This is a genomic window from Agreia sp. Leaf244 (assembly GCF_001422695.1).
GTDB lineage: Bacteria > Actinomycetota > Actinomycetes > Actinomycetales > Microbacteriaceae > Agreia.
This window is the reverse complement of sequence record NZ_LMLX01000004.1, coordinates 16755-35496: the sequence shown is the minus strand read 5'-3', so window position 1 is coordinate 35496 and position 18742 is coordinate 16755. Positions and strand designations below refer to the sequence as shown.

The 18742-nt window shown below is 66.6% G+C and carries 22 protein-coding genes; 10 read left to right on the top strand and 12 right to left on the bottom strand.

Annotated elements, in window-relative coordinates; translation table 11 throughout:
* The first annotated feature begins 1 nt into the window (after position 1).
* Together ASF06_RS12210 and ilvA are read left to right on the top strand one after the other, a co-directional pair.
* Complete coding sequence (locus tag ASF06_RS12210; RefSeq protein ID WP_082500910.1) at positions 2–1102, top strand: AI-2E family transporter; 1101 nt, start codon at positions 2–4, stop codon at positions 1100–1102.
* The gene (gene ilvA, locus ASF06_RS12205) at positions 1099–2355 is read left to right on the top strand and encodes a threonine ammonia-lyase (protein WP_055947396.1); all 1257 of its coding nucleotides are present in this window, start codon (positions 1099–1101) and stop codon (positions 2353–2355) included. Before ASF06_RS12210 ends, ilvA begins: the two co-directional genes overlap by 4 nt.
* On the opposite strand, the gene greA is transcribed toward ilvA, so the two are convergent.
* Positions 2356–2847, bottom strand: a complete 492-nt coding sequence (gene greA / locus ASF06_RS12200) for a transcription elongation factor GreA (protein ID WP_055930046.1) — start codon at positions 2845–2847, stop codon at positions 2356–2358.
* Positions 2848–2918: 71 nt separating this feature from the next.
* Positions 2919–3317, bottom strand: a complete 399-nt coding sequence (locus ASF06_RS12195) for a DUF4307 domain-containing protein (protein ID WP_055947384.1) — start codon at positions 3315–3317, stop codon at positions 2919–2921.
* A gap of 87 nt (positions 3318–3404) precedes the next feature.
* Here ASF06_RS12195 and mca point away from each other — a divergent pair, with 87 nt between their 5' ends.
* A complete protein-coding gene (gene mca / locus ASF06_RS12190) occupies positions 3405–4280 on the top strand; it encodes a mycothiol conjugate amidase Mca (protein WP_200920368.1) in 876 nt (291 codons plus the stop codon).
* Complete coding sequence (locus ASF06_RS12185; protein ID WP_082479817.1) at positions 4267–4521, top strand: hypothetical protein; 255 nt, start codon at positions 4267–4269, stop codon at positions 4519–4521. The genes mca and ASF06_RS12185 overlap by 14 nt, the downstream gene beginning before the upstream one ends.
* On the opposite strand, the gene trhA is transcribed toward ASF06_RS12185, so the two are convergent.
* Complete coding sequence (gene trhA / locus ASF06_RS12180; protein ID WP_055947380.1) at positions 4509–5210, bottom strand: PAQR family membrane homeostasis protein TrhA; 702 nt, start codon at positions 5208–5210, stop codon at positions 4509–4511. The genes ASF06_RS12185 and trhA overlap by 13 nt on opposite strands.
* 40 nt (positions 5211–5250) lie before the next feature.
* Between trhA and ASF06_RS12175 the strand changes: the two genes are divergently transcribed.
* The 4 genes from ASF06_RS12175 (at position 5251) to ASF06_RS12160 (ending at position 8782) form a co-directional block, all read left to right on the top strand.
* On the top strand, positions 5251–6036 hold the full coding sequence (locus tag ASF06_RS12175) for an isoprenyl transferase (protein ID WP_055947377.1): 786 nt from the start codon (positions 5251–5253) through the stop codon (positions 6034–6036).
* 301 nt (positions 6037–6337) lie between these two features.
* A complete protein-coding gene (locus tag ASF06_RS12170) occupies positions 6338–7636 on the top strand; it encodes a PhoH family protein (RefSeq protein WP_055948429.1) in 1299 nt (432 codons plus the stop codon).
* Between the two features lie 88 nt (positions 7637–7724).
* Positions 7725–8273 carry a prepilin peptidase gene (locus ASF06_RS12165; RefSeq protein WP_055947374.1) on the top strand — a complete coding sequence of 183 codons (549 nt, stop codon included), beginning with the start codon at positions 7725–7727 and terminating at the stop codon, positions 8271–8273.
* Complete coding sequence (locus ASF06_RS12160; RefSeq protein WP_055947372.1) at positions 8270–8782, top strand: NUDIX hydrolase; 513 nt, start codon at positions 8270–8272, stop codon at positions 8780–8782. The genes ASF06_RS12165 and ASF06_RS12160 overlap by 4 nt, the downstream gene beginning before the upstream one ends.
* Here the strand turns inward: ASF06_RS12160 and ASF06_RS12155 are convergent.
* The 5 genes from ASF06_RS12155 to xseA form a co-directional block, all read right to left on the bottom strand.
* Positions 8779–10203 carry a class II fumarate hydratase gene (locus tag ASF06_RS12155; RefSeq protein WP_082500906.1) on the bottom strand — a complete coding sequence of 475 codons (1425 nt, stop codon included), beginning with the start codon at positions 10201–10203 and terminating at the stop codon, positions 8779–8781. The two genes, ASF06_RS12160 and ASF06_RS12155, sit on opposite strands and share 4 nt — an antisense overlap.
* 65 nt (positions 10204–10268) lie before the next feature.
* Positions 10269–10901, bottom strand: a complete 633-nt coding sequence (locus ASF06_RS12150) for a carbonic anhydrase (protein WP_055947369.1) — start codon at positions 10899–10901, stop codon at positions 10269–10271.
* Entirely contained in the window at positions 10898–11563 is a 666-nt protein-coding gene (locus ASF06_RS12145) for a DUF4245 domain-containing protein (protein WP_055947366.1), read from the bottom strand. The genes ASF06_RS12150 and ASF06_RS12145 overlap by 4 nt, the downstream gene beginning before the upstream one ends.
* A gap of 6 nt (positions 11564–11569) precedes the next feature.
* Positions 11570–11800, bottom strand: coding sequence for an exodeoxyribonuclease VII small subunit (locus tag ASF06_RS12140; RefSeq protein ID WP_055947363.1), 231 nt, complete (start codon positions 11798–11800; stop codon positions 11570–11572).
* A gap of 10 nt (positions 11801–11810) precedes the next feature.
* Entirely contained in the window at positions 11811–13073 is a 1263-nt protein-coding gene (xseA, locus tag ASF06_RS12135; protein ID WP_055947360.1) for an exodeoxyribonuclease VII large subunit, read from the bottom strand.
* Between the two features lie 94 nt (positions 13074–13167).
* On the opposite strand from xseA, the gene ASF06_RS12130 reads away from it, so the two are divergent.
* A complete protein-coding gene (locus ASF06_RS12130) occupies positions 13168–14205 on the top strand; it encodes a 4-hydroxy-3-methylbut-2-enyl diphosphate reductase (protein ID WP_055947356.1) in 1038 nt (345 codons plus the stop codon).
* Here ASF06_RS12130 and ASF06_RS12125 read toward each other — a convergent pair.
* Positions 14192–14677, bottom strand: coding sequence for a DUF6264 family protein (locus ASF06_RS12125; protein ID WP_157439194.1), 486 nt, complete (start codon positions 14675–14677; stop codon positions 14192–14194). The two genes, ASF06_RS12130 and ASF06_RS12125, sit on opposite strands and share 14 nt — an antisense overlap.
* Positions 14678–14688: 11 nt before the next feature.
* Entirely contained in the window at positions 14689–15717 is a 1029-nt protein-coding gene (gene fbaA / locus ASF06_RS12120) for a class II fructose-bisphosphate aldolase (RefSeq protein WP_055930005.1), read from the bottom strand.
* A 121-nt stretch (positions 15718–15838) separates the two neighbouring features.
* Here fbaA and glpX point away from each other — a divergent pair, with 121 nt between their 5' ends.
* Positions 15839–16825: a class II fructose-bisphosphatase gene (gene glpX / locus ASF06_RS12115; RefSeq protein WP_055947350.1), complete on the top strand. Its 987-nt coding sequence runs from the start codon at positions 15839–15841 to the stop codon at positions 16823–16825.
* Positions 16826–16838: 13 nt separating this feature from the next.
* On the opposite strand, the gene ASF06_RS12110 is transcribed toward glpX, so the two are convergent.
* Together ASF06_RS12110 and ASF06_RS12105 are read right to left on the bottom strand one after the other, a co-directional pair.
* The gene (locus ASF06_RS12110) at positions 16839–18083 is read right to left on the bottom strand and encodes a DNA recombination protein RmuC (protein ID WP_055947346.1); all 1245 of its coding nucleotides are present in this window, start codon (positions 18081–18083) and stop codon (positions 16839–16841) included.
* A gap of 51 nt (positions 18084–18134) precedes the next feature.
* Positions 18135–18725, bottom strand: coding sequence for an exonuclease domain-containing protein (locus tag ASF06_RS12105; protein WP_055947342.1), 591 nt, complete (start codon positions 18723–18725; stop codon positions 18135–18137).
* Positions 18726–18742 lie beyond the last annotated feature (17 nt).

Here is an 18742-nt window from a genome sequence, read left to right as displayed (position 1 = left end):
CATGTCCGAGCCTGACGTGAATGATGCCGCGGTGCCTCCCGGGCTCCGCATCGCGGGGGCCTGGTCGTGGCGACTGCTTGCAATAGCCGGCGCACTGGCCGTGCTGTTCTTCCTGGTCTCGTACCTCAGGCTCCTCGTCATCCCGCTTCTCGTGGCGACCCTGCTCTCGGCACTCCTCGTTCCCCTGAAGAACTGGCTCGTCGCACATCGGTGGCCCAAGTGGCTCGCGATCGCTGTGGCGGAGCTGGGAACGCTGGTCATCGTGGCCGCCCTCATCTTCCTCGTCGTCGCCCAGGTTCGCGCCGGCTTCGGCGATCTGCGCGACCAGACCGTCGCGAGCGCCCACGACCTCAGGGACTGGCTGACGCAGCCGCCGTTCAACGTCTCGGACAGTGATCTCTCCGCCTACCTCTCCCAGGCGCTCTCGTTCCTCCAGGCCGACTCGTCGGCGCTGCTCTCCGGAGCCGTGTCGGTGGGATCGACGGTGACCGAGCTCTTCGCCGGCGTGCTCCTGACTCTCTTCTCGACGCTCTTCATCCTGATCGACGGCAAGGGAATCTGGGCGTGGATCGTGCGCGTCTTCCCGCGCCGCGCACGCGCGGCACTCGATGGCGCCGGCAAGGCCGGATGGCTGACGCTGCAGAACTTCATCAAGGTGCAGATCCTCGTGGCCACCATCGACGCCATCGGCATCGGCGCGGGAGCCGCGATCCTCCAACTGCCCCTGGCCATCCCCATCGCCGTCCTGGTCTTCCTGGGATCGTTCATTCCCGTGATCGGCGCCGTCGCCACCGGGGCACTCGCGGTCTTCATCGCGCTGGTCTACAACGGCTGGGTCGTCGCGCTCATCATGCTCGGCATCGTTCTGCTCGTTCAGCAGATCGAGGGCCACGTACTGCAGCCCCTCGTCATGGGCACCGCGGTGAAGGTGCACCCCCTCGCCGTTGTTCTCGCCGTGGCCGGAGGCTCGGTCGTCGCGGGAATCCCCGGAGCCCTGTTCGCCGTTCCGATCGTCGCCGTGCTCAACGTGATGATCGGCTACATCGCCCGGGGCGACTGGCGACCTCCCCTCTCGAAACCGAAAGACATCGTTCTCGAATGACTGACTCACTCACGCAGCCCGTGGTCACCGCGGTTCCGACGCTCGACGACATGATGGATGCCCGCGAGCGGGTCTCCCGCATCGTCGACCCCACTCCGATGGAGACGTCGCGCTTCCTCAGCACAGAGCTGGGTGCGCCCGTCTACCTCAAGTGCGAGCATCTGCAGCGCACGGGGTCGTACAAGATCCGCGGGGCCTACAACAGGCTCTCCCGTCTCTCGCCCGACGAGCAGGTGCGCGGAGTCGTTGCGGCGTCGGCCGGCAACCACGCCCAGGGTGTTGCCTTCGCGGCGCGCGAACTGGGCATCTCGGCGACCATCTTCATGCCGCTCGGCGTTCCGCTGCCCAAGCTGCAGGCCACCAAGCAGTACGGCGCCGATGTCGTGCTGCGCGGCCACAGCGTCGAGGAGGCCCTGCGGGCCGCGGCCGAGTTCGCCGAGAGCACGGGCGCCGTCTTCATCCCGCCGTTCGATCATCCCGACATCGTGCTCGGGCAGTCGACGCTCGGGCTCGAGATCCTCGATCAGGTTCCCGACGTCGAGACCGTGATCGTTCCCATCGGCGGGGGCGGTCTCATCTCGGGCGTCGCCTCGGCGCTCAAGCGACGAGCCGAGCTCGAGGGACGCACGATCCGGGTCATCGGCGTGCAGGCCGCCAACGCCGCGGCCTACCCGCCCTCCCTCGCCGCGGGCGAGCCCACGCAGATCACGACGTCGCCCACCATGGCCGACGGAATCCACGTCGCCAAGCCGGGCATCCTCAATTTCGCCATCGTGAAGGAGCTGGTCGACGAGGTCGTCACGGTTTCCGAGGCAGACATGGCGAAGGCGCTGCTGGTGCTCCTCGAGCGGGCCAAGCAGGTCGTCGAGCCCGCGGGCGCCGTCGGCGTTGCCGCAATCCTGTCGGGCCAGGTCACGGCGACGGGGCCGACCGTCGTCATCCTCTCGGGCGGCAACATCGACCCGCTGCTCATGCTGAGGCTCATCAACTACGGTCTCGCCGCATCAGACAGATACCTCAAGATGCGCATCATGCTTCCCGACCGCCCCGGCCAGCTGGCGCGCACCTCCGAGCTGCTCGCCGAGGCGAACGCCAACGTGCTCGAGGTGTTGCACACCCGGCACGGCAAGGGGCTGCAGATCAGCGAGGTGGAGCTCGAGCTGAGCGTCGAGACGCGCGGGCCCGAGCACCGGCAGCAGGTTCTCGACATGCTGCGCGAAGCGGGCTACGACCCGCGCATCAGCGATGACTGATCAGGCGCGGTAGGTCTCGACCTTGACGATCTCGACATCGATGTTGCGACCGGTCGGGCCGACGAACGAAGTCTTGTCGCCCACCTTCAGGCCCAGGATCGCCTGGCCCAGGGGGCTGGACTCGCTCCACACGTCGAGGTCGTTGTCGCCGGCGATCTCGCGGTTGCCGAGAAGAAAGACGGTCTCGTCTCCCGCGACGAGCGCGGTGATGACGGTGCCGCCCTCGACCACGCCGTGGCTCTCGGGAATCTCGCCGACCTCGGCAGTGCGCAGCAGCAGGGTCAGCTGGCGGATGCGAGCCTCCATCTTGCCCTGCTCTTCTTTGGCGGCGTGGTAGCCGCCGTTCTCCTTCAGGTCGCCCTCTTCGCGGGCCATCTCGATCTTCTTGGCGATGTCGGTGCGGCCGAACCCACTGAGCTCCTCGAGCTCATTCGTGAGGCGGTCGTAGGCCTCCTGGGTCAGCCATGTGACCTGGGCTGCTTCGTCTGCCATGGGAACTCCCTCTGTACGGATATTTGCCCGTAAATATGGCCCGGGAAATCTCCCGGGCATAGAAGACGAGCCTAGGTGAGCCAGCAGCGGTAAATCAAACCTGTGACCGACTGCTCTGTCGTGCGGATCGTCTCCGTGATGCCTCGTGTCGCCTTGTCGGATGCAGGGATGTCGACGATCTTCCACCCCACGATCGCGAACTTCGCGCTCTGCGCCTGCAGCGCGCAGCTCGCCGTGGAGCCCCGAGGAACGGTGAGCAGGAAGTCGATCGAGACCGAGTGCTCGTCGATCACCGTGTGCCCCGTGTCCTTCGCCTCGAGCTCCGCGCTGGAGTTGTCGAGCCCAGCCCACACCACCCAGCCGACGAGCACGACGGCGAACACGGCCGCCGTCACGAGTGCGACGAGGCGAGTGCGTCGTGAATTGACGCGCGTTCGCCCGTAGCGGATGGCAAGGTCGTCACGCGTCACGGAATGGGCGCCTCTCGAAGCAGCGATTAGTCTTAGGTGTTGGCTTAGATGTCTAGGCTAATCGGCAAAGCTGTGGAGATGAGACCGATGACGCTGCGCCTGATGGCCGTGCACGCCCACCCCGATGACGAATCGAGCAAGGGCGCGGCGACCTACGCCTATTACCTCGACCGCGGTGTCGAGGTCATGGTGGTGAGCTGCACCGGGGGAGAGCGCGGCAGCATCCTGAACGAGTCGCTGGCGGAGCGTCGTCACGCCGAAAGAGACATGGCCGGCCTGCGCCGCTATGAGATGCAGGCCGCCCAGAAGGCGGTCGGCTTCGAGCACCGCTGGCTGGGCTACGCCGACTCCGGGCTGCCCGATGAGGGCGAGCCGCTTCCGGCGAACGCGTTCGCGGCCATCCCCGTCGAGATCTCGGCCGAGCCCCTCGTGCACCTCATCCGCGAGTTCAAGCCGCAGGTGCTGATCACCTACGACGAGAACGGCGGCTATCCACACCCCGACCACATCCGGTGTCACGAGATCTCGGTGCGCGCCCTCGAGGCGGCGTCCGATGCCGCCGCCTACCCCGACGCGGGCGAACCGTGGGGAGTCTCCAAGCTCTACTACGACCGCATCTTCAGCTACCAGCGCATGCGTGCCGTCTACGACGAGATCGTCGCGACAGACCCCGAGAGCCCGCTCATCGCATCCATGACCGAGATGCGCTCGTGGATGACGGAGAGCCCGTTCCTCGCTACGACCCAGGTTCCCGCCGGCCCCTTCTTCGACGTGCGCGACAACGCTCTGCGGGCTCATGCCAGCCAGGTGTCGCCCGACAGCCCGTTCTTCTTCTGGCCCAACGAACTGCAGCAGAAGGCCTGGCCGTTCGAGGACTACCAGCTGGTGAGATCGACCGTCGAGACGACCATGCCCGAAGGCGACCTGTTCGCCGGAATCGAGGACGACGATGTACGGCTTTGATCACGTCGCTGCGACGGTCACGACCGCTCTGCTGAGCGCCGGCGACCAGCCTCAGTTCGACCCCGACACCGTGACTCCGGGATTCATCGGATTCATCGCCACCTTCGGCGTGGCCGCCATCGTGATCCTGCTGGTGATCGACATGGTGCGCCGCGTACGCCGCGTGAACTACCGCGAACAGGTGCGCCGGCAGCTCGAGCAGGAGGCTCTGGATGCCGACGACACGAGTCAGTTGCCGTAGGCGGGCTTCAGCACGATCAGCAGGATCGCCGTCCAGTGGCAGAGGAACGCCACCAGGGTGAGCGCGTGGAAGATCTCGTGGAAGCCGAATCGACCGGGGAACGGGTTGGGCCGTTTCAGCGCGTAGACCACGGCGCCGACGGTATAGCAGAGGCCTCCGATGAGCACGAGGAGCATCATGACGGCATTCGTGGCCAATAGGTCGCCCAGATACATGACCGCGGCCCAGCTGAGCACGAGGTAGAGCATCACGTAGAGCCAGCGCGGTGCGTCGATCCAGAACACTCGGAATCCGATGCCGAACAGTGCGCCCGCCCACACGAGACACAGGAGCAGGATGCCCTTGTCGGGCGGCAGGGCCAGCACGGCGATCGGGGTGTAGGTTCCGGCGATCAGCAGGAAGATGTTGGCGTGGTCGATGCGCTTGAGCAGCCGCTTCATGCGCGGCTTCCAGTTGAAGCGGTGGTAGAGCGCGGAGTTTCCGAACAGCAGCAGTGACGTGGCCATGAACACGGCGCTGGCCGCCTTCGCCGCCGCGCCGTCCGCGAGCACGATGAGCACGATGCCGCCCACGATGGCGAGCGGGAACGTACCGGCGTGGATCCAGCCGCGCCACGTGGGCTTGACTTCGACGGGGTGTTCGAGGGCGTCGTCGAGAAGGGGGATCCTCGGAAGGTCGGGCTCGGGCATGGCACCAGCGTACGCGCCGGAAGACGGGTAGCGTATCCGTGTGTCCATCGAAGAGAATCCCCGGGGCAGCGGCTTTCTCTACGGCCTCTACCAGAAGAGACTGCGGCGCGAACTCGCCGTCGAGGCTCTGCCGCACCACGTCGCGATGATCATCGACGGCAACCGCCGCTGGGCCAAACAGCGCCTGCTCGGCACTGCCGCGCACGGGCATCGAGCGGGCGCCGCCAAGATGCGCGAGTTCCTCGTCTGGTGCGACGACCTCGGAATCAAGGTCGTCACGCTCTACCTGCTTTCGACAGACAACCTCACCAGCCGTAAGAAAGACGAGCTCGACGAGCTCGTCGACATCATCGCCGAGCTGGCCGGCGCACTGTCGCACTTCAGAGACTGGCGGATCAAGCACGTCGGCAGCGACCTGGGCCTTCCTCCGGCACTCGTCTCCGCGCTCGACGAGGCCGAGGAGCGCACGGCGGGCCACACCGGTCTGCACGTGAACCTCGCCGTCGGCTACGGGGGGCGCACCGAGATCGCCGATGCGGTGCGCAGCATCATCCGGGCCCACCAGGAGCAGGGCCACACGCTCGAAGACCTGGCCGAGAGCATCGACCAGGAGCTCATTGCCGAACATCTCTACACCGGTGGCCAGCGCGATCCCGACCTGGTCATCCGAACCTCCGGCGAGCAGCGGCTCAGCGATTTCATGCTCTGGCAGAGCGCGCACAGCGAGTTCTACTTCATGGAGGCGCTCGGACCCGACATCCGCGAGGTCGACTTCCTCCGTGCCTTGCGCGACTACTCACGCAGGCACCGCCGTTTCGGCGGCTGAGCCCACGGCATCCCGACCCCGCTCGTTTACATGAACGTAACCGGACTCGGGGCGTGTCGTCACCGCTGGAAACATATCGGCACGTAGCGTCAACATTTATCAGGTATGGCACCTGGTCGAGTCGGCCACATAAGTACGACTCGAGGAAAACCTGAGACTTGAGAAAGGCTTAGGGGCCGACTCGCCACAGTGATCCGAGTGCATCGCGCTCGGGGTTGGAGTAGTCGTGGCCGATCGCAATTCCCACCAGTCAGCCGACACCGGAGTCCGCACGCGGACGACGGATTCGGCGCCGGCAGCCGTGAACCAGAAGGAACGCACCTACGTTCTGGACACCTCGGTTCTGCTGTCCGATCCGAAGGCGATCTTCCGTTTCGCGGAACATCCGGTCGTGCTACCGGTCATCGTCATCACCGAGCTCGAATCCAAGAGGAACGACCCGGAGATCGGATACTTCGCCCGCCAGGCGCTGCGCAACCTCGATGAACTCCGCGTCCTGCACGAGCGGCTCGACTTTCCGATCGCCGTGGGCGACGGAGGCAGCCTCCGCGTCGAGCTGAACCACTCCAACATGTCGGTGCTCCCGTCGGGGCTCCAGCTGAACGACAACGACTCGCGCATCCTCGCCGTCGCCCTCAACCTGGCGAACGACGGACTCGCCGTGACGGTCGTGTCGAAGGACCTGCCCCTGCGCGTGAAGGCCGCCTCCATCGGCCTCGCAGCCGAGGAGTACAGGGCCGAGCTCGCCGTCGACTCGGGCTGGACGGGGCTCGCGGACATCACCCTCGGATCGGACCAGATGTCGTCGCTCTACGACGCGGAGTCCATGGAGACCGACCTCGTCGACGGCATTCCCGTGAACACGGGTCTCGTCATCCACTCGGATCGCGGTTCGGCGCTCGGACGTGTCACCGGCAAGAGGAGCTTCCGTCTCGTGCGCGGAGATCGCGACGTGTTCGGGCTCCACGGTCGTTCCGCCGAGCAGCGGGTGGCCATCGACATGCTGCTCGACCCGGAGGTCGGAATCATCTCGCTGGGAGGTCGGGCCGGAACGGGAAAGTCGGCTCTGGCCCTCTGCGCGGGACTCGAGGCCGTTCTCGAGAAGCAGCAGCACCGCAAGATCATGGTGTTCAGGCCTCTCTACGCCGTCGGCGGGCAGGAGCTCGGCTTCCTGCCGGGAGACGCGTCCGAGAAGATGAACCCGTGGGCGCAGGCGGTCTTCGACACCCTCGGCTCGATCGTGTCGCAGAACGTGATCGACGAGGTGATCGAGCGCAACATCCTCGAGGTGCTTCCGCTCACCCACATCCGCGGTCGGTCGCTGCATGACGCCTTCGTGATCGTCGACGAGGCGCAGTCGCTCGAACGCAACGTGCTGCTCACTGTTCTGAGCCGCATCGGCCAGAACTCGCGAGTCGTGCTCACCCACGATGTGGCGCAGCGCGACAACCTGCGCGTCGGGCGGCACGACGGTGTCGCGTCGGTGATCGAGACGCTGAAGGGGCATCCTCTGTTCGGGCACATGACCCTGACGCGCTCGGAGCGCTCGGCGATCGCGGCGCTCGTGACCGAGATGCTGGAGTCGAACGAACTGGCCTGACGGCCCTGACGCGGGGCGGTGCTGATGCGGAGAGGTCCCCTGTGGACAACTCCGGTCGGCCCGCCCCGCACCTCGCTACCGTGGGGCCATGACATGGACCCCCGCCCACGCGCTGGTCGTCGGCGTTCTGGGTGCCCTCGCGTGGGTGGCCCTCGGCGGTGCTCCGGGATCGATCACCGCACTGTGGCTCGCCCTTGTCTCTCCGAGCCTCGTCGTCATCGACGTGCGACTGAGACGGCTGCCGAACGCGCTCGTCGTGCCGGGCCTGGGGGCCGCACTCGTCGATGTCGTCTGGTACTCCGTGGCATCCGGGCGGTTCCCCACTGCGGCCGTTGTTGCGACGGTGATTCTCGTCGCGGCGATGCTCGCCCTGAACCTCCTCGGCGGGCTCGGCATGGGCGACGTCAAGCTCACGGCGGTGATCGCCGGATGCCTGTCGCTCGACTCACCATGGACGGCCGTCGCGGCCGTGATGCTCGCTTTCGTACTGGGTGGCGTCTACTCGGCCGCGATCCTAATTCGCCGCCGCCGAGACCGGGCGAGGCGCATCGCCTTCGGGCCCGTGCTTCTGCTCTCGTTCTGGGCGGTGATCGTCGCGCTTGCCGCGCAGGCTGCTTCGGTAGTGTCTGTGTCGTGACAGACCAATCGAAGCCGACGCGTCGCCAGACCGTTCATCGCAACCCGTGGTTCGAGGTCGAGCACAGCGAGGTCGGTCCGCAGGACTGGTTCGAGGTCAGCCGTGCAGACAGCGCGATGGCGATCGCCGTCACCGACGCCGGCTCGCTCGTGATCGTGCGAGGTCCACGGCACACGACCGGAACCGGCGAATACATGGAGCTGCCGTCGGGCGCCCTCGAGCCGTCGGAGAAGGCCGAGGCCGCCGCACGCCGGGAGCTGCTCGAGGAGACCGGCTACTCTGTCGGCGAGCTGAGGTCGCTCGGCTGGTTCTTCGAATGCCCGGGCATCACCGCGTCGAAGTGCTTCGTCTTCGCCGGCCCGGTCACGGGGTGGAGCACGGCGACCCTCGAGCCCGCAGAGCATTGGACGAGCGGCTTGGCGTCACCCGACGAACTGCGTGCCGCGATGGCCTCGGGAGCAATCCGCGACGGCGGAACGCTTGCCGCGTTGGCCCTCTACTGGAACTAGGCCGTGGGCGGCGTCGTCATCGAGAGCACGTCGAGCGCGGAATCGAGCTGGTCGAGCGTGACCTCGCCCCGCTCCACGAATCCGAGCTCGATGACGGCCTCGCGAACCGTGACCTTGTTTGCGACGGAGTGCTTGGCGATCTTCGCTGCGGCCTCGTAGCCGATGATGCGGTTGAGCGGGGTGACGATCGACGGCGACGACTCGGCGAGCGCGCGGGCATGCTCGAGGTTGGCCTCGAGGCCGGCTACGGCCTTGTCTGCCAGAAGCACGGAGGAGCTCGACAGCAGGCGGATCGACTCGAGGAGCGCGGTTCCCATGATCGGGATCGCGACGTTGAGCTCGAATGCGCCGGACGCACCCGACCACGCGATGCTGGCATCGTTGCCGATGACCCGGGAGCAGACCATCAGCACGGCTTCGGGGATGACGGGGTTGACCTTGCCGGGCATGATCGACGATCCCGGCTGCAGGTCGGGGATATGCAGCTCGCCCAGACCCGCGTTCGGGCCGGAACCCATCCAGCGCAGGTCGTTGCAGATCTTGGTGAGGCTCACGGCGAGCACGCGCAGCGCACCGGATGCCTCGACGAGCGAATCCCGCGCGCCCTGGGCCTCGAAATGGTCGCGCGCCTCGGTGATCGGCAAGCCGGTCTCTTCTGCGAGCAGGCGGATGACCAGCTGGGGGAATCCGGCCGGCGTGTTGATGCCCGTTCCGACCGCCGTGCCTCCGAGGGGAACCTCGGCGACGCGGGGGAGCGCCGACTGCACACGCTCGATGCCGAGCCGTACCTGCCGCGCGTAGCCGCCGAACTCCTGACCGAGGGTCACGGGAGTGGCGTCCATCAGGTGGGTGCGCCCGGCCTTTACCGCGGACTTCCACAGCTCGGCCTTCGCCTCGAGCGCGACGGCGAGGTGCTCGAGGGAGGGGATGAGCTGCGTGATGAGCGCACCCGTGACGGCGATGTGCACGGAGGTGGGGAAGACGTCGTTCGACGACTGCGACGCGTTGACGTGATCGTTCGGGTGCACAGGGCTTCCCAGGCGGGCCGAGGCGAGGGTGCTGAGGACCTCGTTCATGTTCATGTTCGACGAGGTGCCGCTGCCGGTCTGGTAGACATCGATCGGGAACTCGTCGTCGAGCGATCCCGTGATGACCTCGTCGGCCGCAGAGGCGATCGACTGCGCGATGGCCTGGTCGAGCACGCCGAGCTGGGCGTTCGCCAGGGCTGCGGCCTTCTTGATACGGGCGAGAGCAGAGATCTGAGCCGACTCGAGCCGGTCTCCGGAGATCGGGAAGTTCTCGACGGCACGCTGTGTTTGAGCGCCGTATTTGGCGTCGACGGGCACGCGAACCTCTCCCATCGTGTCGTGCTCGATGCGGAACTCGTCGGTTCCGTTCGTTCCGGTTGCTGTGTCCACCACTGTGTGGCCTGCCTTCCTGTGGGTTTCGCCCGGGTGGGCGGTGATTCGGAGTATGGCGCCGAGGGTCAGACAGAGCCGATGACGAGATCGGCGACAGCCCTGCCCTCAGCAAGTCGATAGTTGGCACCGACGATGGCGAGCCTGCCGTCTGCGACGGCCTCGCTGATCATCTCGGAACTCTCGAGAAGTTCTCGCACGGTGTCGCGCAGGTGCAGGCGGCCGACCTCGTACGGGTCGACATCGATCGCGCCATCGCCGTGGTGTTCGGCGGCGTGCACGGCGGGCGTGATCTTCTCGATGATGCCGCGGATGTGCACGGGCAGCGGCGGCGCATCCGGACCGACCGACTCGATGGCGGCGGCGACGGCACCGCACTCGTCATGGCCCAGGACGACGATCAGGGGGACCCCGAGCACGGCCACGGCGTATTCGAGGCTGCCGAGCACGGAGTCGGAGATGACCTGGCCTGCATTTCGCACGACGAAGAGGTCGCCGAGGCCCTTGTCGAAGATGATCTCGGCCGCGAGGCGGGAATCGCTGCAGCCGAAGAGTGCGGCTCTGGGAGCCTGCCCGGAGGCGATCTGGTGCCTGCGCTCGACATCTTGCCGAGGGTGACGCGGAGTGCCGTTGATGAATCGCTCGTTGCCGCGAACCATCTCGCCCCAGATCTTGGCCGGTGTCTTTGCTGAATCGCTCATGGTGTCGCCCCTGTGGTCTGTTGTTCGATCGCGTCGGTGATGGTCGACGCCAGTGCCTCGGCTTCTTCGGGCGTGGCCGTGCCGGCGACGATGAAGGTGCTGCGGCCCGACTCGGTGGTGAGAGCGTATTTCACATTTCCCACGTCGCGATCGGAATCGCGGTTGTCGTACACGGTCCAGTCGATGCCGTCGATCGTGGTGGTGCCCGTTGGCGACGTCTGCTTCAGTTCGGTGACGAGCCAGCTCGGATTCGCGTCGATGCCCTGCGTGATCGACAGGAACTGCCTCGACGGCGTGATGAGCCCGACGAACCACGAGGTGACCCCGTCGAGGCTCGCCGTTCGGATCTCCGCGACGTTCGAGGTCCACGTGTCGGGAAGCTCCGGCACCGCGAGGGGCACGGGGAGCGTGCGCTGCGCGCTGACCGCCACCGCACGGTAATCGACGGCCTGGAGTCGGGAGGAATCGTCTCTTGGAACGAGGAGAACGATGAGGGCGACGATGCCGACCGTGACGCCGACGGCCACCCAGAGGTTTCGGATCGTCTTGCTGTCTCGATAGTTCTTGGAGTTCTGCGCCTTTCGGGCTGCCTCCTCCTCGGGCGTCTCGGGTCGCCCGAGTTCCGCCACAATGGGGCGGGGCTTCGGGTCGCGGCGGGCCACCTCGCGTTACTCGGAGACCGACTGGCGGGCGGCGTCGAGCCGAGCCTTGGCGCCGATCAGCCAGTGCTCGCATCGCCTGGCGAGCGCCTCGCCGCGTTCCCAGAGGGCGAGGGACTGCTCGAGGGTCGACGAGCCCTGTTCGAGTTCGGTGACGACCCGCACGAGTTCGTCGCGAGCCTGCTCGTAGCTGAGAGCATCGATGTCTTCTGTCGACGGAGTTGTCGCGGTGGAGGGCATGGTTCCAATCTTATTCTGCGGTTGAGGCCGTGGCGGCGGCGAGTGGGCTTCGCGAACCCGTGGAGGTGGCGCCGATCGCTCCGTCGGAGACCGTGATCGTGAGACCGGCACCGCTCGGCGCATCGTCTCGGCCGCGCACGATCGACCCGCCGTCGCGCTGCACGATGGCGTATCCACGATCGAGGGTGCGTTGCGGCGAGAGCGCCCTCAGATGGGCGACCAGTTGCCGGGTGCGGTCGTCTGCCCGTTCGACGATGCGGGAGGCGAGCTCGCTGCCCCGCGCCACGTAGCGGGTGAGTTCTTCGCTTCGCACGTCGATCAACCAGCTCGAGTCTGCAAGCACGGGTCTGCTGCGCAGCTGACCGAGCCTGTCGATCTCGTTCTTGATCACATGGTTGATGCGCACGCCCAGTCTCGCCCTGGCTTGGAGGACGCGGGAGAGTTCTTCTGCCACGTCGGGCACGACGCGTTTGGCCGCGTCGGTGGGTGTGGAGGCACGGAGGTCGGCCACCTCGTCGAGCAGGGGGCGGTCGGCCTCGTGGCCGATGGCACTGACGATCGGGGTCGTCGCGGCAGCGGCGGCACGGACGACGCCCTCGTCGCTGAACCCGAGGAGGTTCTGGAAGTCACCGCCGCCCCGCGCGATGATGATGACGTCGACCTCGGGATCGGCGTCGAGCTGTTGGATGGCCGCCGTGATCTCGCGAGGAGTGCGGTCACCCTGAACGGCAGCGTGCACCACGCGGAATTCGACCGACGGCCACCGAAGCTGCGCGTTGCGCAGCACGTCTTTCTCGGCGTCGCTGTCTTTGCCGGTGATCAACCCCACGCAATGCGGCAGAAACGGCAGGCTCTTCTTTCGCGAGGCATCGAACAGGCCCTCGGATGCGAGTTGTCGCCGCAGCCGTTCGAGTCGCTCGAGCAGGTCGCCGAGCCCCACATGCCGCATCTCGAACACCTGCATCGTGAGCGTTCCGCCCTTGAGCCAGTAGTTCGGCTTGACGAGGGCCACGACCCGGTCGCCCTGCTTGAGGTCGTCGGGAATGCGGCCGCGCACGCTCGACCAGATGGTGAAGCCGATCGTGACATCGTCGGTGACATCGCGCAGTTTGCCGTAGATATTCGCGCCCGACACACCCCACTGCGTGATCTGCCCTTCGACCCACGCCGTGCCGAGCCTGTCGATATACCCCTTGATCTTGCTGGAGAGCAGGGCGACCGGCCACGGGTTCTCGAGAGTCGCCGGCGCACCGGCCTGCGGGGCGTCTGTCATGCGGGTGCTCCCTGCGCGTGGATCTGTCGACGGCCGACCTCCCGGTTTTCACGGTTACCATGGAGGAGTGAGCCAAGCCACTATAAGTCTGCCGATGCCGAGGATTCCCGGCGTACGAAACAGGCTAAAGGATACCCCCGTCACCGGGGAGAAGAAGGTGCTGCTCGCAGCGCCCCGAGGCTACTGTGCAGGAGTGGACCGCGCGGTCGTCGCGGTCGAGAAAGCGCTCGAGCACTACGGCGCCCCTGTGTACGTGCGCAAGCAGATCGTGCACAACATCCACGTCGTGCAGACCCTCGAGAAGCGCGGAGCGATCTTCGTCGAGGAGGTCGACGAGGTTCCACCGGGAGCTCACGTGGTGTTCAGCGCCCACGGTGTCTCGCCGGCCGTCGTGCAGGGAGCCGCCGACCGCGGCCTCCAGGCGATCGACGCCACCTGCCCCCTCGTCACCAAGGTGCACCGTGAAGCCGTGCGCTTCGCCCGCGACGACTTCGAGATCCTGCTCATCGGGCACGAGGGTCACGAAGAGGTCGAGGGCACGGCTGGAGAGGCGCCCGAGCACACGACGCTCGTCGGCAGCCCTGCCGAGGCCGACACCGTCGTGGTCCGCGACCCCGACAAGGTCGTCTGGCTGTCTCAGACCACCCTGTCGGTCGACGAGACCATGGAGACGGTGAACCGCCTGCGTGCGCGGTTCCCGAATCTTCAAGACCCGCCCAGCGACGACATCTGCTACGCGACCCAGAACCGCCAGGTGGCCATCAAGAAGGTCGCTGTGAATGCCGACCTCGTCATCGTGGTGGGCTCGGCGAATTCGTCCAACTCCGTGCGCCTCGTCGAGGTCGCACTCGAGTACGGCGCCAAGGCCGCTTACCGCGTCGACTACGCGCACGAGGTCAAGCAGGAGTGGCTCGACGGCGTCAACACCGTTGGAGTCACGAGCGGCGCGTCCGTGCCCGAGGTTCTGGTGCAGGATCTTCTCGACGAGCTGGCCGGCGCCGGATACGGCGACATCGAGACGGTCATCACGGCTGAGGAAGACCTGATCTTCTCCCTGCCGAAGGAGCTCCGCAAAGACATGACCGGCAAGAACGACGCCCGGGCCCTCGGCGGTCGGATCAGCTCGAACTGATCGACGCCAGCAGGCCGGGGTCGGCGACCAGGGCCAGCACGAGGCATCCGAATGTCACGATGAGGGTGAGCGCGCCCATCAGCAGCGGCACGGGCCACGACCTGCGACGCTGACCGATCAGCCGCACCGTGAGCCAGATCGTGGCCGCGAGAAGCACGAGCTGAGCGATTGCCGCCACGGCACCCGCGATGTCGACCGCCGATCCGCCGCCGTATTCGCCCAAGCCGCGATCCGCATAGAACATGTCGATCGTGCTGCGCAGGCCGAAGAGCGACGGAACGCTCGACGAGCTGAACATCACTGCGGTCACAAGCAGGAACACCGAGATCGACGCGTCCACGACGCGGTAGGGCTTCGGCGCTGAAGGCTCTTCGGTCTGCGGTTCAGGGTCTTCCGGTTGAGGAGCGTCGGACCAGACCCACCCCTCGGGCGCGAGTTCGCCGTAGCGAGGAGTGGGCCGGTCGTCTGCCATCTTCTGTGGGTCTACTTTCCCGAGTTGCCGGCGGAGCCGAGCTGGTGGGTCGACTCGATGACACGGGCGGCCATGGCCGTCTCGGCCAGCTTGCCCCACGAGCGAGGGTCGTAGACCTTCTTGTTTCCGACCTCTCCGTCGACCTTGAGGAAGCCGTCGTAGTTCTTGAGAACGGTGTCGGCCACCGAACGGCTGAACGCGTACTGCGTGTCGGTGTCGATGTTCATCTTGATGACGCCGTTCGCCACAGCCTCGGAGATCTCGGCATCCGTCGATCCCGAACCGCCGTGGAAGACGAGGTCGAAGGGCAGCGGGCCGGTGCCGTACTTGGCCTGCACGCCGTCCTGGATCTCCTTCAGGAGTTCCGGACGGAGCTTCACGTTGCCGGGCTTGTAGACGCCGTGCACGTTGCCGAAGGTGAGGGCGGCCATGTAGCGACCCTTGTCGCCGAGACCGAGGGCCTCGACCGTGGCGATCGCATCATCGACCGTCGTGTAGAGGTGCTCGTTGATGTCATGGCTGACACCGTCCTCCTCGCCGCCGACGACGCCGATCTCGACTTCGAGAATGGCGTTGATGGCGCGGGTGCGCGCGATGATGTCCTGGGCGATCTCGAGGTTCTCCGCAAGGGGAACGGCCGATCCGTCCCACATGTGCGACTGGAAGATCGGGTTGCGGCCGGCCTTGACCTCGGCCTCGGATGCGGCGATCAGCGGAAGCACGAAGCTCTCGAGCGCGTTCTTCGGGCAGTGATCGGTGTGCAGCGCAACGGTCACCGGGTAGTTCTTGGCGACCTCGTGGGCGAACGCCGCGAAGGCCAGTGCTCCCGTGGCGCGAGCTCCGGTGCGCGTGTGGCCGGCGAAGTAGTCCGCGCCGCCTGTCGTGACCTGGATGATGCCGTCGGATTCGGCCTCGGTCAGTCCCTGGAGGACGGCGTTGAGGGTCTGTGACGACGACACGTTGAACGCGGGATACGCGAACCCCTTCGCTTTCGCGGTGTCGAGCATCTGGGCGTACTGGTCAGGCGTTGCGATGGGCATGGTTTCTCCTTGTGTCTACGCGACTTCATCCTAGGGGAGACACCCACCGGTACTCTGGAGAAGCCAGGCGATGACGCGCGACAGGAGCCGTCACATGGCACCGAATTCTGTGAGGTCTGCAATGACGAATACCGAAAACGACGCCCTCTACCTGCACCCCGATCGCAACCTGGCAATGGAGCTGGTGCGCGCGACGGAGGCCGCCTCCATTCGGGCGTACCCCTTCATCGGTCGTGGTGACAAGCTCGCCGCCGACGGCGCGGCCGTCGACGCCATGCGCGCCTTCCTCACCACGGTGAACTTCGATGGCGTCGTCGTGATCGGTGAGGGCGAGAAGGACGAGGCCCCGATGCTCTTCAACGGAGAGCACGTCGGCAACGGTCGCGGCCCGGCATGCGATATCGCGGTCGACCCGATCGACGGAACCAGCCTCACGGCCGCGGGGCGCCAGAACGCTCTCTCCGTCATCGCCGTCTCCGACCGGGGCACGATGCTCGACGCGTCGAGCGTCTTCTACATGGACAAGATCGTCACCGGACCCGAGGGCATCGGAGTGATCGACATCGACCGTCCGATCGGCGACAACATCCGCGCGCTGGCGAAGGCCAAGGGCAAGGATGTCTCCGACATCAAGGTCGCCGTGCTCGACCGACCGAGGCACGTCGGTCTGATCGAGGAGATCCGCGCCGCCGGTGCCGGCACCCGTCTGCTTCTCGACGGCGATGTGGCCGGCGGCATCAACGCGGCCCGCTACGAGACGCGAACAGACATGTGCGTCGGTGTCGGCGGAAGCCCGGAGGGCATCGTCACGGCGTGCGCCATCAAGGCGCTCGGCGGCCTCATTCAGGGGCGGCTGCTGCCGAAGACCGACGAGGAGCGGCAGCGCGCCATCGACGCGGGCCTCGACGTGGACCGCGTCTACGAGGCCGACGACCTGGTCAGGGGCAACAACACGATGTTCGTCGCGACGGGTGTGACGGATGGCGGCCTGGTCGCCGGGGTACGAAAGAAGGGCCCCATCATCCGCACGGAGAGCCTGGTTCTGCGCAGCCGCTCGGGCACGATCCGACGCATCGTCGCCGACCACATCGCCGACAAGTGGTTCTAGGGTTTCGACGGTCTCAGGCCCTCGCCTCTGACCTCTCCAGCTCGGCCACCAGCTCGAAACTCGACAGCTGGCGGCGCTGCTCCTCGATCGTGGGGAGCACGCCGAGCACGGTCGACTCGTCGAGCGCGTTGAGCTTGCGCGCTGTCGGGAAGACCTGCCGTTCGAGCGAGCCGACGAACGAGTTGTAGTCACGCACGCTGCGCTCGATCGAACGACCGAGCTTCTCGGCGTGGGTGGCGGTGGTGGCCAGGCGTGTGTACAGCTCCCGGCTCAGATCGAAGAGCACCTTGGCGTCGTGCGTGAGCACGTCTTGCTGCCAGCTGTAGGCCACGGTCTTCAGCACTGACCACAGTGTCACGGGAGAAGCGAGGGCGACCTTGCGGGAGAAGGCGAACTCCATGATGCTCGGATCGGCCTCGAGCGCGCTCGACACCAGGGATTCGCTCGGAATGAAGGCGATGACGAGCTCGGGGGAGGCGTCGAGGCCCGACCAGTAGCTCTTGTTGCTCAGGGTGATGATGTGGTCGCGAACCGCCTTGACGTGGCGTTTCAGGAGGCGGTCGCGTTCTGCGCCGTCGGCCCCGGTCGCCGTCGCCGGAATGAGGCTGGCCTCGAGGTAGGCGTCGAACGGAACCTTCGCGTCGACGGCGATGTTCTTGCCGCCGGGCAGGTGCACCACCATGTCGGGCCGGCCCGCGCCGCTCGCCGAGACGATGCTGGTCTGCACGTCGAAGTCGACGCGCTCGATCAGGCCGGCCGCTTCGACCACGCGCCGCAGCTGAGTCTCTCCCCAGACGCCCCGGGTGCTGTTGGAGCGAAGCGCTGAGGCGAGCGACTCCGCGGTGCTGCGCAGGCGCTCTTCGGATTCGGTGGCATGGCGCAGCTGCTCGCTCAATTCGCCGTGCTGCTTCTGGCGCTGCTCCTCGAGCTCCGACACCTTGCGCTGAACCAGCCGCAGGCTCTCGGCGACCGGGCTGAGGGCGACCAGCACACGCCCGTCTGAACTGACCCTCTCGGCCTCCGCCTCGCTCAGCTCTCGGATTCGCTGCTGGAATTCGGTGATGCGCCCCAGCTGCAGCTCGAGCTGCTCGCGCAGTCCGACGTTCGTTGCCTCGGCTGCAGCCGATCGCGCCTGCAGCTCGGCCAGCGGCCTCGGGTCGGCGGCCGGAATCCTGCTCGCGCGGAACATCCAGCCCATGGCGCCGCCGAGCGCCACGCCGATGAGCAGACCGAGCACAAGAGCGAGTATGGGATCCATGCCGGAAGTCTTGCACCGGCCCCCGACATCGCCCGAAGGATCGGCCGCGCGTCAGATAACGACCGCTGTGACCACCGGTCGCAGCTGCGAGATCTTCACGCCCGCGGCCCCGGCGAGCGTCTCGATCGAGTTCACCCCGTGACGGTCTGCCGCATGGATGATGATCGCCGCGCACGCCTCGGCATCCGCCAGCGCGTCGTGGTGCCGGAAGTCTTCGAAGCCCGCCGCCATGGCTGCCACCGGCAGACGATACGAGTCGAGCGAGTAGGTCTTGCGGGCGATCTGCAGGCTGCATGCGTAGGCGTTCGGCGGGCACTCCACGCGGGCCGCCGCGCTCGCCGCGCGGATGACCGCCATGTCGAATGCCGCATTGTGCGCCACGAAATGATCGTCTCCGACGAAGTCGACGAGTTCGTCGAGCTGCTCCTCCCAACCGCGGGCGTCTTCGACGTCTTCGCGGTAGATGCCGTGGATCTTCGTGTTCCACGGCAGGAACTCGTCGAACCCGATCTCGGGCTTGATGAACCACGAGGCCTCGTCGACGACGACGCCGTCGCGCACCTTGACCAGACCCACCGAGCACGCGGACTCGCGGTAGGAGTTGGCGGTCTCGAAGTCGATGGCAGTGAAATTCAGGGGCACGCATCGATGCTCTCACG

What these genes read in the sequence shown, in the direction of transcription:
- ASF06_RS12130 (WP_055947356.1), top strand. Translation starts at nt 13,168, where the DNA reads ATGCCGAGGATTCCCGGCGTACGAAACAGGCTAAAGGATACCCCCGTC.
- ASF06_RS12150 (WP_055947369.1), bottom strand. Translation starts at nt 10,901, where the DNA reads ATGAGCGATTCAGCAAAGACACCGGCCAAGATCTGGGGCGAGATGGTT.
- trhA (WP_055947380.1), bottom strand. Translation starts at nt 5,210, where the DNA reads ATGCCCGAGCCCGACCTTCCGAGGATCCCCCTTCTCGACGACGCCCTC.
- ASF06_RS12110 (WP_055947346.1), bottom strand. Translation starts at nt 18,083, where the DNA reads ATGGATCCCATACTCGCTCTTGTGCTCGGTCTGCTCATCGGCGTGGCG.
- fbaA (WP_055930005.1), bottom strand. Translation starts at nt 15,717, where the DNA reads ATGCCCATCGCAACGCCTGACCAGTACGCCCAGATGCTCGACACCGCG.
- greA (WP_055930046.1), bottom strand. Translation starts at nt 2,847, where the DNA reads ATGGCAGACGAAGCAGCCCAGGTCACATGGCTGACCCAGGAGGCCTAC.
- mca (WP_200920368.1), top strand. Translation starts at nt 3,405, where the DNA reads ATGACGCTGCGCCTGATGGCCGTGCACGCCCACCCCGATGACGAATCG.
- ASF06_RS12185 (WP_082479817.1), top strand. Translation starts at nt 4,267, where the DNA reads ATGTACGGCTTTGATCACGTCGCTGCGACGGTCACGACCGCTCTGCTG.
- ASF06_RS12165 (WP_055947374.1), top strand. Translation starts at nt 7,725, where the DNA reads ATGACATGGACCCCCGCCCACGCGCTGGTCGTCGGCGTTCTGGGTGCC.
- ASF06_RS12140 (WP_055947363.1), bottom strand. Translation starts at nt 11,800, where the DNA reads ATGCCCTCCACCGCGACAACTCCGTCGACAGAAGACATCGATGCTCTC.
- glpX (WP_055947350.1), top strand. Translation starts at nt 15,839, where the DNA reads ATGACGAATACCGAAAACGACGCCCTCTACCTGCACCCCGATCGCAAC.
- xseA (WP_055947360.1), bottom strand. Translation starts at nt 13,073, where the DNA reads ATGACAGACGCCCCGCAGGCCGGTGCGCCGGCGACTCTCGAGAACCCG.
- ilvA (WP_055947396.1), top strand. Translation starts at nt 1,099, where the DNA reads ATGACTGACTCACTCACGCAGCCCGTGGTCACCGCGGTTCCGACGCTC.
- ASF06_RS12210 (WP_082500910.1), top strand. Translation starts at nt 2, where the DNA reads ATGTCCGAGCCTGACGTGAATGATGCCGCGGTGCCTCCCGGGCTCCGC.
- ASF06_RS12125 (WP_157439194.1), bottom strand. Translation starts at nt 14,677, where the DNA reads ATGGCAGACGACCGGCCCACTCCTCGCTACGGCGAACTCGCGCCCGAG.